The organism is Polaromonas sp. UBA4122 (assembly GCA_002381615.1).
Classification (GTDB): domain Bacteria; phylum Pseudomonadota; class Gammaproteobacteria; order Burkholderiales; family Burkholderiaceae_C; genus Polaromonas.
In genome coordinates, this window is record DFWY01000162.1 from 1 (window position 1) to 12,637 (window position 12,637).

Below are 12,637 nucleotides of genomic sequence, written 5' to 3' on the forward strand. Positions count from 1 at the left end.
CTTTGAATGCAAAGTAGTATCAGGCGTTCTTAAAATTTCCTTCAGTCTCAATCTTCGTGCAGACCGCACGGCAAAGCGCCGGTATCCGAGCATCGATGATGCGGTAATGGATTTGAACGCCGTCACGGCGTTTGCCGAGCACTCCCGCCTGATAAAGCGTGTTCAGGTGCTGCGACATATTGGGCTGGGTGGTGTCGATTTTGCTGAGCAGATAGCTCACGTTCTTCTCGCCGTCGCAAAGGCAACTGATGATTTTCAGCCGCACCGGCGCAGACAAGACCCGAAACAACTCCGCCGCCAACTCAAATACCTCGTCGGGTCTATCCAACTCGGATCGGTTCTCTTGTACTGAAAGCTTTGTCTTTGTCTTTGTCTTTGTCTTTGTCTTTGTCTTTGTCTTTGTCATGGGAAGAACGCTGTCGGCATGAAGCCTATCTCATGGGGGAGTGTCAGAATTTCTGTGTGTGCGGCTGGTAGAGCCTGATCACTTTTGATGATTGGCGATGGTGATGCGCCAAGTACGATCTTAGCTGAGCATTGGTTTTCCTTTCTTCATTTATTCATGACTGCTTGACGAGCGAAGCGCGTCAAGCAGTCGGCTCCAAGCCGGGGAGCGGTGGTGATGTTGCGCAGAGCCAGCCAGATCAGCTTTGTCGCGGCATCGTCGCCGGGGAAGTGGCCCCGCGTCTTGATGATCTTGCGCAATCGTGCGTTCACGCTCTCAATGGCGCTGGTGGTGTAGATCACCCGGCGCACCTCGGGCGGGAAGGCAAAGAACGGGATCACGCGATCCCAGGCGCGGCGCCAGGGGCTTGCGATCCTTCCAATTGGCGTAGTCCAGGTTGTTGCGGATCAGGTGCACGATGCAGGTTTGCAGTGTGGTGGCGGGATGCATGGCAGCGAGTGCCTCGGGCATGCCTTTGAAGCCATCGGTGACGGCGATCAGGATGTCGTTGCAACCCCGTGTCTCCAAGTCGTTGAAAACTTTCATCCAGCACTTGGTTCCCTCGGTGCTCTCAATCCAAATCCCCAGGATGTCGCGTGCCATCGGGCAGCATACCCAGCGCCAGGTAGACGGCTTTGTTGCGAACCACGCCGTCTTGCCTGATGGCGATTTCATTACCCTTGTTGTTGTATCATTCAAGGCTATCTGGCTTTCAAAGCGGGCGTGGGCATTCACTCATGCGCGAGGGGAATTCCGAAGTTTTTTTCCATGCGTTTCCATCAACAATTCCCTGGCTTTCCCGTGCGCCGCATGACGGCAGACATGGCTGGCGCACGCGTGGTTCAACAAGCATTCAGCCCTCAACCCGCCTGCCCCCCGGGGGTATGTTGAACTTGTCCGGCATGGCGACCCTCATCGCCGCTGTTTCCGTTTTGCTCCTGGGTACTGCTGCATGCCTGCTGCCGCTGCGCAATGCGACGCGAGCCGGTATCGGCGTGCTGTCGCAAGTGCTGGCAACGGGCCTGGTCTGGACCGCGGTCGCGCCCGTGCTTCTCGGTGGTCAGCCCTTGGTCGGCGAACTGGCATGGGCCTACCCGGTAGGCACGCTGCGCGTCCGCCTGGATGCCCTCGGCGCGTTTTTCCTGGCCTGGTCGCTGCCGATGACCTTGCTGGGCAGTATCTACGCAGTAGGCTATTTACGCCCTTACTTCAGTGCCAGGCGGCACCTGGGAGTGCACTACGCCCTGCTCAATCTGACGTCCCTGTCCTTCATTCTGGTCTACACCGGCGACCATGCCCTGGTCTTCCTGCTCGGTTGGGAGATTGCCGCGCTCGCGGCCTGGCTGCTCGTGATCTGGGATTACACCAGCCAGAAAGTGCGCTTTGCCGGCTTCAACTACCTGGTGTCGACACACATCGGGCTGATTTTCCTGGTCGCGGCCTTCATGATCATGTACACGCACTCGGGTTCGTGGGGGCTGGTCAGCTTCGGTGAATGGCTCAGGCGCAACCCGGGCTCGGAGCGCAACCTGGTGTTTCTGCTGCTGGTGACGAGTTTCGGGCTGAAGTCGGCGTTCTTTCCGTTCCACTCCTGGTTGCCACGAGCCCATGCGGCGGCACCGGCCCATGTGTCGGCACTGATGTCCGGCGTTATCCACAAGGCGGGCCTGTACGCGCTGGTGCGCTTTATCTGGCTGATCGGCACACCGGATGAATGGATGGGCTGGTTTCTGATTGCTTTCTCCGCCTGCTCGGCCGTGGTGGGGGCCTTGTACACGGTGGGCCAGCGCGACCTTAAACGCCTGCTCGGCTACTCCTCGACGGAAAACGTGGGCATCGCCGGCATCGGCTTCGGCGTGGGTTGCCTGGGCCTGACCTGGGGCAACCCGGCGCTGGTGGCGATAGGCTTTGCGGGCGGACTGCTGCACCTGCTGAACCATGCGTTCTTCAAGTGCTTGTTGTTCTACGCGGCCGGCGCGGTTTACCAGGCGACGCACACGGTCAATGTAGAAAAACTCGGCGGGATTGCCCGACTGATGCCCTGGACGGCCCTGAGTTTCGTCATCGGCGGCATCGCCATCTCGGCTCTGCCCCCGCTGAACGGTTTCGTCAGCGAGTTCGTGATCTATTCGGGCCTGTTCAGCGGCGCGGCCATTCCGCTCGGGGCCAAGGTGGCGCTGTGCGTGGCCGGCGCGGTGCTGGCGTTCGTGGGCGCGGTGTCGGCCCTGAGCATCACCCGCGCCTTCGGCGTCGTCTTTCTCGGCGCGCCGCGTGATGCCCGCGTCCACCCGCCGACCGAGGTAAGCCGCTGGATGCTGCTGCCCATGGGGCTGCATGCGATCGGCGTGGTCGTACTCGGGGTCGCTCCGGTATTGGGCTTCATGTTGGTGCAAGGCCCGACCGAGATTGCGCTGGCATCGCTGCCCGCATCGGGCGCCAACGTCCTGGCGTCAATCAGCGACACGCTGATGCGGATAGGCGCGATTTCCGGGGCGCTGCTGGCGTTCGTGGTACTCGTCGTTTTGATGTGGTGGCTGCGCGCCAAGACGGCGCGGCGGCCGGTCGCGAGCCATGTCACCTGGGTCTGCGGCTACGGTTCACCCAACCCGCGCATGCAGTACACGGGTGCCAGCTTCTCGTCGGACTTCAGCGCCCGCTTCAGTGCCGTGCTGGGCTTGCTGCGCCGGCAGAAGGCACCGAAGGGGTACTTTCCATCGGATGCCTATGTGATCACCGATTGCGTCGACGCCGTCGAGCGGCGGCTGTTTTCGGTCATCGGCCACGGCGACACCTCGGCGAGTGACCTCTCAGGCAAGTTGCGTGAAGACGACCCGCGCATCGCGTTTGCGGCCGCTCTGGTCGCGCTAGTCGTCATAGCGGGGCTGGTCGTGCTGGCGGGAGGGCCGCTGCGGTGAATGTGAGCCTCGGTCTTGTGCATCTGCTGATCGCGCTAGCCATGCCCCTCCTGATGGTCGGCCTGGTGAACCGCACCAAGTCGCTATGGGCTGGCCGCAAGGGGCCGCGCCTGCTGCAGTTGGCCTGGGACCTGCTGCGATTGCTGCGCAAGCGCCCGGTCTACAGCGTGGTCGCCACGCCCTTGTTCCGCGTCGGCGCTTACGTGGTGCTCGCGGCGGCGCTGCTGGCGGCAATGATTGCACCGCTCCTCGGCAGCTTCGCACCGCTCCAGTTCGATCACGACTTCATCGTCTTCGCCTACACCCTCGGCCTGGCCCGCATTTTCCTGATGCTGTCGGCCATGGATGTCGGCAGCGCGTTCGAGGGCATGGGGGCGGCCCGCGAAGCCTCGTTCTCCGCCTTCGTCGAGCCGGCGCTGTTCCTGCTGATCGGCGCCGCCAGCGTGGCCACGGGCAGCACCAGCTTCGCCGGCCTGATCGGCCATCTTCACCAGGCTGAGTCGTTCCAATGGCTGGTGGTGCCCGCCGTCGTCGTGCTCTTCATCCTGCTGCAGGCGGAGGCCGCGCGGGTGCCGGTGGACGACCCGCTGACGCACCTGGAGCTGACGATGGTTCACGAGGTCATGATCCTTGACCACAGCGGACCGGACCTCGCTGCGATGCAGTACGCGGCGGCCTTGAAGATGACGATCTATGCCGGCCTGATCGCCGCGCTGCTCAACCCATTCGATCCGGTGGGCGCGCCGCTGGCCAGCATCGCCACCTCGCTGCTGGTCATGGCTGCGGTCGCCGTGGCGGTTGGCTGTATCGAATCACTCACGGCACGCTTGGCGCTGCGCCTGGTGCCACGCTACCTGATGCTGGCATCGGTCGCGGCGGCGTTGTGCCTGGCCATTGTCGGCGGCACCTGGGGGCTTTGATGCGGCTGCCACTCATTGCCTTTCTGCTCGCCGCGGTGATCCCGGTCTTCTTCGGCAAGATCCGCTCGGCGCCCTTCTGGCTGTGCCTGCAGGCCATCGCGATCGGCTGGAACGGCGTTGCCCACAGCGAGGGCATGTCGCTCCATGCGCTGGTGGCCCTGATCGATGTTATTGTCGTGCGCGCCTTGATCGCCCCCCTGCTGCTGCGCCGGGCGATTCACTTGCGCGGCGACCCAAACCTCGACCTGATGCCCTCCAACCTGTTCACCTGGATAGTCGGCATCGCGCTGATCCTGCTGGCCTTCGATTTCGGCGGTGCCGCAATGGCCGACGTGCAGGCGCTCGCGCTCGGCGTGGTGGGTGCCATGGTCGCGATCGCCTTGCTGCTGCTGTCAACCAACAATTCGCCGCCGGCCCAACTGGTGGCCGTGCTCTTCATGGAAAACGCCATCGCCGTGTTCGAGTCGCTGCTGCCCGAGCCCTGGCCGCTGCCGGTACACGGCGCGCTGACAGCGGTGTATCTGGTCACCGTCGGCGTGGGCACCTGGCTCGTCGGCACACCTGCTGCCGTCGACAGGGCAAGCGTTGCGCCAGTGCAAAGGGAAACGCCGTGAGCAACGTCAACGCAGCAGTCATCACCCCTGCCAGCCCGGCCACCGATAGGGCTACCCCTAAGGCCGCGCGCCGCGCCTGGGTCGGCCCCGCCCTGGTGGCAATGGCATTGGTCAACCTGGGTGTCTGCGTCGCGGTCTTCGTTCGCACACCGCTCACTGCGCTGCCGCTGTACTTCGTGGAACGCTATTTCGTGCTGGATGCCACCTCGCTGCTGTTCCTGCTGGTGATCAACGCCGTCTTCCTGGGCATCAGCGTGTACATGTCCTCGCGTGTGGCCACCTCGCGTGTGCTGGCACAGAACATACTGCCCCGTGCCGCGCTCTCGCTGGCGTTCATGGTGGCCATGAACCTCGGTGTGATGGCCAACAACCTGCTAGTGCTCTGGGCCTTCATCGAGCTGACTACGCTGTGCGCCGCGCCACTGGTGGCGCAAGGCGATGCACTCGCACCGCGTCGCGTCGCCTGGCACTATCTGCTGTACTCGAGCATGTCGCTGGCGCTGACCTTCCTCGGGTTCCTGTGCCTCACGCGTAGCGCGCAGCTGCAGGGGTTGGAGGTCAGCTTCGCCGTCGATCAACTGGCCGCCACCATGTCCACCAGCGGTGACAGTTGGCAGCGCCTCGGCCTGGCGCTCATGCTGTTCGGGCTCGGCAGCAAGCTGGGGCTGGCCCCGCTGTATGGCTGGATGCCCGAAACCTACGAAGCGGCGCCGACAAGCACCAGCGCGCTGCTCGCGGCCATTCAGTTCAACATCAGCGTGGTGGCGGTGTTCCGCATCCTCCAGGTGTTTCACGCCCGCGATATGAGCTTCGTTTCGCGCGAACTGCTGATCATGGGCTGCCTGTCGCTTGTCGTGGCGGCGATCCAGGTCATGGCGGCCCGCAACTACAAGCGCCTGATCGCCTACGCCTGCGTCAGTTCGTCGGGCGTCATCGCCATCGGTCTATCGGTGGGCAAGGCCGCGGCCTACGGCGTGGTGCTGTACATCGTCAGCAACGCTTTCGTGAAGGCACTGCTGTTTCTCACCGCCGGCCGCTTGCGCGCGGTGTACGGAACGAACGCGGTCTCGGCCTTGAGCGGCGTGATCCGCGTGCTGCCGTTTTCCGGGCTGATGTTCGCGGTGGGCACCTTCGCGCTGCTGGGTTTTCCGCCGTTCGGCAGTTTCATCGCCGAGATGCTGATCCTCTCAGGCATTGTGCAGTCCGGCAACTTGATCGCATTCACGCTCATGTGCACCATGCTGACGATCATCTTCGTCGCCACCGGCCGCTCGATCTTCCCGATGCTGTGGGGGCCGTCGGAGCGGCAGGGCCCGGCGAGCCATGAAACCTGGGTAACCGCGTTGCCCAAGCTCGGCTTTGTCGGTGTGCTGGTGCTGCTGGGCGTGTACACGCCCGCGCCGATCAGCCAGCTTCTCGTTCTTGTGGCGCGGTCCATCGAGGGGCAGTGATGCACGCCGCAGAGCCGCTTCTCGTCATTCCTTCCCGCGACATCGCGCAGTGCAGCCTGCACGAGTGGGCGCGCATGTGCAGCGCTCGGCTTGATGCCGGCGATCGCTTGCTCACGCTGTTCGGTCGGCACGATACCGGCGACCAGGTCGTCCTGACCGCCGTCGTTCAGGGTGGTGCGGGTCAGTTCTCCTTCCTGCGCGCCTCGGCCCGGCGTGGCGAGAACTATCCATCGATCACCACACGGCACCCCGGTGTCCAGATTTTTGAGCGCGAGCTGTGGGAGCAGACCAGCATCGTCCCCCTCGGCCACCCCTGGCTCAAGCCGGTTCGCTACGAAGGCGAGCGCCAACAGCACATGACGGATTACCCCTTTTTCTCGGTGCGCGGGCAGGAGGTACACGAAGTCGGCGTCGGCCCGATTCACGCCAGCGTGATTGAGCCGGGGCACTTCCGCTTTATGTGCCTGGGCGAGCAGGTGCATCACCTGGAGATCCAGCTCGGCTACCAGCACCGCGGCGTCGAGGCACTGCTGCTTCAACGCCCGCCCTTGGCGCTAAGCACCCTGGTCGAGTCGATCGTCGGCGACTCCTGCATCGCCTATGCCTGGGGCTATTGCGCGGCCATGGAAGCCCTGGCCGAAGCGCCCGTTGCGCTGGAAGCCGAGCTCGTGCGCGGCGTCGCCCTTGAGCTTGAACGCGTGGCCATGCACCTGGGCAGCCTGACCGGATTGGCCACCGACATCGCGTTCCTGCAGGGCGGCGCCACCTACGGGAGACTGCGTACCGCCATCATCAATGCCTCCATGCGCGTTTGCGGCAGCCGCTTTGGACGTGGCTGGCTCAGGCCCGGTGGCGTGCGCTTCGGCCTGACCGACGAACTGCGGCGCGACTTGGCTAGCACACTGGTCGCGTTTGCCAAAGACTTTGCCCAAGTCAATGACCTGATGCTCAGCGCGCGCAGTGTGCAATCGCGCTTTCAAGGCACCGGTGTGGTGAGCCAGCAAGCCGCGCGGGAGATCGGCCTGGTGGGCCTGGTGGCAAGGGCCAGCGGCGTGGCCGTCGATACCCGCAGCAGCCTGCCCGGCCAGGTGTATGGCGCCTATCCCGTGGCGTTGTTGACCGAGGAAACAGGCGACTGCTGGGCGCGTCTGCGGCTGCGTATGCGCGAGATCGACGAGTCGGTGCGTTGGATCACGCAGGTTCTGCAGGCCGCCGAACGGGATTTGAGCGTCTCCACGTACCGCGCACCCGATCGGCTACAACCCGGCAGGCTGTGTGTTTCGGTCTACGAAGGAGTTCGTGGCCCGGTGGTCCAGGTGATCGAGACCGGCATGGACGGTGGCCTGGCTCACTACAAGGTGCAGGACCCGTCGCTGCAAAACTGGTTCGGCCTGGCGCTGTCAGTGCGCGATAACGAAATTTCCGACTTTCCCATCTGCAACAAGAGCTTCGATCTTTCCTACTGCGGGAATGATCTTTAAATCCAGGTCAAGGAACAACGATGCTCAAGTCGATCGCGGTCAGAATCTCGCAAGGAACTCAGTACATCCCCAACCCCCGCAAGGCTATCCCTGTCGGCTTTCGGGGCAAGCCCCTCATCGCCCCCCAAGCGTGCGAGACGGGCTGCCACGCCTGCATGGCCGCTTGCCCCACCGCCGCCATCACGCTGGACCCTGTCGCCATCGACCTGGGCCGCTGCGTTCTGTGCGGCGACTGCGGACCGGCCTGCCCGAGTGCGAAGATCTCGTTCTCCAACGACTTCCGGCTGGCCGCCACGGACCGCCGCGCCCTGGTGGTAAGTGAACCGCAGCCTGACCTCGATCCGATCAAGGTCTCCGAGGCGCTGCGCAAGCGCTTTGGCCGATCGCTGAAACTGCGAGTCGTTTCGGCCGGAGGATGCGCCGGTTGCGAGCTTGAGGTCAATGCGCTGACCAACGTCAACTTCGACATCGGACGCTACGGCATCGACATCGTGGCGTCGCCCCGCCATGCCGATGGCGTGGTGCTGACCGGCCCGATCACGCGCAACATGACCGCCGCCCTGCAGTTGTGCTGGGACGCCATGCCCGAGCCCAAGCTGGTCATTGCCGTGGGGGCCTGCGCGATCTCTGGCAGTCCTTTCGAAGGGTCCACCGCACTCGAACGCAGCTTCCTGGAACGATTTGCACCCACACTCTACATGCCGGGGTGCCCGCCACATCCACTCACGTTTGTTTGCGGCATCCTCGACCTGCTCGGAATTCCGAGCTAAAGGCGTGCCGATTGACGCCTTCATCTTCGCTTTCGACAGCCCAAGCCCGATAGACTGCCAGGCCGCATCGACAACCCGCCCGGACGCAAGAAAGCCACCTGACCAGGTGGCTTTCTTATAGTCGCCGCGATGCCGGCCCAGGGAGAACGCCTAGATATAGTAATGCGGGTAAACAGGAAACTCCAAGCTAACCAACGGCTCCGTACGCTCGGCCTTCGCAGCCTTCGCAGCCTTCGCAACGGGGGCTACCGTTGACCCTTTGGCAACCTCGGCTCTGGCTTCTTCGCGCAGCATGGCCATTTGCAGGTCGGCCATCACGCGGTGGTCGATTTGAGCCATGGCCCAGAGACGCTGGTCGGCGCGGGCTGCAGCCAGACGGCGCGACCAGCCATCCAGGCCGGCCTTCAGGCGCACGGCTACATTACGTGCAATACCGGAGAACAGCGCGAGCGCAACAAAAGCCACAGCCCACAGCGCCATCCACATCACCAGCAGGTGGCCTTCAGTGATGTTGTCCATCACCTGATAAGCCACGACCATGGTGGCGGCCGCCATGGCGGAGAGCAGCAGCGCGGCCAAGCCGGGCGTGCCGGAAAACCCCTGACGCAGCTGCCGTGCGGCATCAATCGCCGACTCAACACGGGCGACGCCGGGATGCTGTGTGGAATAGTTGACATTGATAAAGCTGGTCATGATGAACTCCGTTGTTTAGCTGTTCCCGCCAATAATTGCAGCGGACAAGGAGATATTAGGGTTATCACTGATGTTATTCAACTTTATATTTGTGATTAAATTCATTCATATTGGTGATAACCTAGCGCCTTACCTCATCACCCTGGCGAGGACTCCCGATGAATTCCCCAAACTTCCGCACGCTGGATCTGAACCTGCTTCGCGTTTTTGACGAGGTCATGGCTGAACGCAGCCTCACGCGGGCGGCGCGCAACCTGTCGCTGACCCAGCCCGCCGTGAGCAATGCCCTGCGCCGTCTGCGCGAAACGCTGGGCGACGAGCTGGTGCAGCGCAGTGGTCAGGGCATGGCCCCCACGCCTCGCGCACTCGCCATCTGGCCCGCCGTGCGCGACGCCCTGCAGCAGTTGCACGAGTCGCTGATTCCCAACGAGTTTGTTCCCGCCCAAGCCACCTCCACCTTTGTGCTTGCCATGGCCGACGCGACGGCGGCCGAGCTCATACCGGGCCTGACAGAAACCCTGGAGCATGAAGCGCCGGGCGTGACCATGCGGGTGGTGCCGCTGACCACACGGGACCCGCGGCCGCTGCTTGACGACGAGGCCTGCGACTTGGCAGTCGGTTATTTCCCCTCAGTGCTGGCCGATCTGACGGCCCGCGCCCAGAGCGGCGAGCCCGTGCCGTTTTTGCACCAACGGCTGTATGACGGTGAGTATGTGTGTGTGATGCGCAAAGACCACCCATTGGCCCTGGGGTCTTTCACACTCGACCGTTTTTGCGCCGCACGCCACATGCTGGTGAGCTTTTCAGGCCGACCTCATGGTTTTATTGATGAGGCGCTGGCATCGCTGGGCCGCACGCGGCACGTGGTGCTGACCGTCAACCAGTTTTTCACGGCCGGCCGGGTGGTCGCCAACTCGAACCTGCTCACCGTGTTGCCGCGCCATTTTGTGTGGGTCACTGGCATTGCCGAGCAACTGGTGCTGCGGCCCCTGCCGTTTGATGTGTCGCCGGTGAATGTGGATGCCTTGTGGCACCGCCGTTCGCAGCAACGCGGCGCCCATGTGTGGTTGCGCCAGGCGGTCGTGCGCGCGGCCAACAAGGCGTTCTCAGCCTGATCCATGGCGGCCGCGCAGCCCGACAAACGGCAAGATCAACCGGTCACGCCCGTTTTGCTTTTCCAAAAGTAAAAATTACCTCTAGCCCAATTAGAGCGGGCGCAGACAGCTACCTAATTTATAGCACTATCAACGTTCTCGAAGCCGCCATAAGCGGCCCGCGTCACACTCAAAGTGCTGGCCGCCAGTGCGTCAACAGCGGCGCTGCTAGCGGATGACGCTGAGGTAGGCGCAGGCGGCGCTGCGCAGTTCCTGGGCTTGGTGCGGATCGCGGCCAGCGCGGGCTTCGGCGCGCTCCATCAGATTGTGTGCCACGCCGTGGGCGGGGGCCAAGCCCGCAGCCATGGTCAGAAACCGGGCAATTTTTGAAATCAGGCTGTACATATCAAGCTCACCACATAAGCGGTGAAAAGTTGCGAATAGCCCAAGAATAAGGGTTTTCCCTAATATTGCAAACCTGATTTCACCAGAATGCCATGCAAAAAATGCATAGTCGCCCTTCCGGGCGGACATGAATGGTCTTGCTGACTCCAGCTGCGCCCCGGGTAAGCACGGGTAGGCGCCGAACGGCCCAGTTCCCGGCGATGTAGCTCGACAGGCTGCGCCTTGCCGCACAATCAGTCGGGTGAACATCCAGCTCCTGTCCGACCTCCACCTCGAATCCCATCCGCATTTCAAGGCACAGCCCCTGCCCGGCGCCGACCTGCTGGTACTGGCCGGCGATATCGGTTCTTACCAGACCGGCTCTCTGCTGAGCAGCTTGAATATCAGCGACTTTGGCTTGGCGCGGTTTTCGCCCTTGCCGGTGGAGCGCGGCGGCGCGAGCTGGCCGACACCGGTGGTTTTTTTGCCAGGCAACCATGAGTACGACGGACTGGATTTTGACGGCACCTACGTGCGGCTGCGCGAGACCTGCGAGCGTCTGGGCCTGGTCTGGCTGGAGCGCGAAAGCGTGGTGCTGCAAGGCGTGCGTTTTGTCGGCAGCACGCTGTGGGCAGACTTCGATGCGCTAAGCACCGAGAAGGCGCGAGCGGGAGACATCACGCTGGGTGAACAGCTGAAGATGCGCGAAAAAGCATTTCGCGCCGCCAATTTCTACCTGACTAAAAACCACGCTTTTCGCAAGGGCCAGCCCATGCTGGCCGACGCTGTACGCGAAGAAGGCCTGAAAAGCCAGGCCTGGCTACGGCAAGCGCTGGCGCTGCCGTTTGACGGACCCACCGTGGCTGTGACGCATTTTGCGCCCAGCCTGCTGAGTGCCGACCCACGCTACGGTCTCACGCCGGGCACCGCAGGATTTTGCAATTCACTGGACGAGCTGCTGCCGCTGGCCACGCTGTGGCTGCACGGCCATTTGCACTGCCCCGTTGACTACGTCAGGCACGGCTGCCGCGTGCTGGCCAACCCGCTGGGCTATGCGCGCAAAGGCGAACAGGCTGGGTTTCGCGAATCGCTTTGCATCCAGCTGGGGTCTTGAGCCGACTCCCCTATCTTGTTTTTCGTCAAGCGCGCGGCCGTGCCAATGGATAAACTACAGTTTTACAAGAGGAGCCCCCATGAAAATTCTTCTCGCCGTTGATGGCAGCAGCTACACCAAGAAAATGCTGGCCTACCTGAGCACGCATGACGAGTTGTTCGGCGCCAACAATGACTACACCGTGTTCACGGTGCAGCCCACCCTGCCACCGCGGGCGCGCGCGGCAGTGGGCAAGGAGGTCTTGAATAGCTACTACGCTGAAGAAACGGAAAAAGTCATCGCCCCCGTGGCCAAGTTCCTGACGCGTCACAGCATCAATGCCAAGAGCATCTGGAAGGTGGGGCCTGTCGGCGAAACCATCGCCAAGTTTGCCGACTCGGGCAAGTTTGACCTGCTCATCATGGGTTCGCATGGGCATGGCGCGCTGGGCAACCTCGTGATGGGTTCCGTGGCCACCCAGGTACTGGCACACAGCAAGGTGCCGGTGCTGCTGGTTCGCTGAGGCGGCGAATTTGCTATTAATTTAATAGCTACTTGCACTATTAAACAAAGGGCTAGCGGCTATTTAGATCCTCAAAACAAGGTGCACCGCACCAGTTCGCCAATCTGCTCGTCGCTGTGCTGTCCACCCATCTTGAGGAATTCCAGCACCGGGTCACAGGCGCGGGTGTATGAGGTGTAGAGACCGCAATGGCCGGCAGTTGGCGGTTGAGCGCGGGCATGGCCCTGCACCCCCGGGTTCGACAGTTCCAACCA

General features: G+C 62.7%; 12 protein-coding genes and 2 pseudogenes. 9 read left to right on the forward strand and 5 right to left on the reverse strand.

Going from position 1 to position 12,637, the window contains the following annotated elements; genetic code table 11:
• Positions 1 to 19 precede the first annotated feature (19 nt).
• Together B3F77_RS19405 and B3F77_RS19410 are read right to left on the reverse strand one after the other, a co-directional pair.
• Entirely contained in the window at positions 20 to 328 is a 309-nt protein-coding gene (locus B3F77_RS19405; protein WP_293606553.1) for an ArsR/SmtB family transcription factor, read from the reverse strand.
• 224 nt (positions 329 to 552) lie between these two features.
• Positions 553 to 1,115, reverse strand: a pseudogene (locus B3F77_RS19410) (transposase); the annotation flags it as partial.
• A 232-nt stretch (positions 1,116 to 1,347) separates the two neighbouring features.
• Between B3F77_RS19410 and B3F77_RS19415 the strand changes: the two are divergent.
• The 6 genes from B3F77_RS19415 to B3F77_RS19440 are packed head-to-tail and all read left to right on the forward strand — an operon-like array spanning position 1,348 to position 8,596.
• Positions 1,348 to 3,360: a proton-conducting transporter membrane subunit gene (locus B3F77_RS19415; protein ID WP_293606542.1), complete on the forward strand. Its 2,013-nt coding sequence runs from the start codon at positions 1,348 to 1,350 to the stop codon at positions 3,358 to 3,360.
• A gap of 17 nt (positions 3,361 to 3,377) precedes the next feature.
• Positions 3,378 to 4,280, forward strand: a complete 903-nt coding sequence (locus tag B3F77_RS19420; protein WP_293606543.1) for a respiratory chain complex I subunit 1 family protein — start codon at positions 3,378 to 3,380, stop codon at positions 4,278 to 4,280.
• A complete protein-coding gene (locus B3F77_RS19425; RefSeq protein WP_293606544.1) occupies positions 4,280 to 4,894 on the forward strand; it encodes a hypothetical protein in 615 nt (204 codons plus the stop codon). Before B3F77_RS19420 ends, B3F77_RS19425 begins: the two co-directional genes overlap by 1 nt.
• Positions 4,891 to 6,345 (forward strand): complex I subunit 5 family protein, encoded by a 1,455-nt coding sequence (locus tag B3F77_RS19430; protein ID WP_293606545.1) that lies wholly within the window; start codon positions 4,891 to 4,893, stop codon positions 6,343 to 6,345. Before B3F77_RS19425 ends, B3F77_RS19430 begins: the two co-directional genes overlap by 4 nt.
• Complete coding sequence (locus tag B3F77_RS19435; RefSeq protein ID WP_293606546.1) at positions 6,345 to 7,826, forward strand: hypothetical protein; 1,482 nt, start codon at positions 6,345 to 6,347, stop codon at positions 7,824 to 7,826. The genes B3F77_RS19430 and B3F77_RS19435 overlap by 1 nt, the downstream gene beginning before the upstream one ends.
• A gap of 20 nt (positions 7,827 to 7,846) precedes the next feature.
• Complete coding sequence (locus B3F77_RS19440; RefSeq protein WP_293606547.1) at positions 7,847 to 8,596, forward strand: 4Fe-4S dicluster domain-containing protein; 750 nt, start codon at positions 7,847 to 7,849, stop codon at positions 8,594 to 8,596.
• A gap of 150 nt (positions 8,597 to 8,746) precedes the next feature.
• Here B3F77_RS19440 and B3F77_RS19445 read toward each other — a convergent pair whose 3' ends face one another.
• Positions 8,747 to 9,289 carry a hypothetical protein gene (locus B3F77_RS19445; protein WP_293606548.1) on the reverse strand — a complete coding sequence of 181 codons (543 nt, stop codon included), beginning with the start codon at positions 9,287 to 9,289 and terminating at the stop codon, positions 8,747 to 8,749.
• A 158-nt stretch (positions 9,290 to 9,447) separates the two neighbouring features.
• Between B3F77_RS19445 and B3F77_RS19450 the strand changes: the two genes are divergently transcribed.
• Entirely contained in the window at positions 9,448 to 10,404 is a 957-nt protein-coding gene (locus B3F77_RS19450; protein WP_293606549.1) for a LysR family transcriptional regulator, read from the forward strand.
• Between the two features lie 207 nt (positions 10,405 to 10,611).
• Here B3F77_RS19450 and B3F77_RS19455 read toward each other — a convergent pair whose 3' ends face one another.
• Positions 10,612 to 10,788 (reverse strand): hypothetical protein, encoded by a 177-nt coding sequence (locus tag B3F77_RS19455; protein WP_293606550.1) that lies wholly within the window; start codon positions 10,786 to 10,788, stop codon positions 10,612 to 10,614.
• Between the two features lie 241 nt (positions 10,789 to 11,029).
• Here B3F77_RS19455 and B3F77_RS19460 point away from each other — a divergent pair, with 241 nt between their 5' ends.
• Both B3F77_RS19460 and B3F77_RS19465 read left to right on the forward strand, forming a co-directional pair.
• Positions 11,030 to 11,881 (forward strand): metallophosphoesterase, encoded by an 852-nt coding sequence (locus tag B3F77_RS19460; protein ID WP_293606551.1) that lies wholly within the window; start codon positions 11,030 to 11,032, stop codon positions 11,879 to 11,881.
• Positions 11,882 to 11,960: 79 nt separating this feature from the next.
• The gene (locus B3F77_RS19465) at positions 11,961 to 12,383 is read left to right on the forward strand and encodes a universal stress protein (RefSeq protein WP_293606552.1); all 423 of its coding nucleotides are present in this window, start codon (positions 11,961 to 11,963) and stop codon (positions 12,381 to 12,383) included.
• A 71-nt stretch (positions 12,384 to 12,454) separates the two neighbouring features.
• Here B3F77_RS19465 and B3F77_RS19470 read toward each other — a convergent pair.
• Positions 12,455 to 12,637 (reverse strand): annotated as a pseudogene (locus B3F77_RS19470) (TetR family transcriptional regulator); the annotation flags it as partial.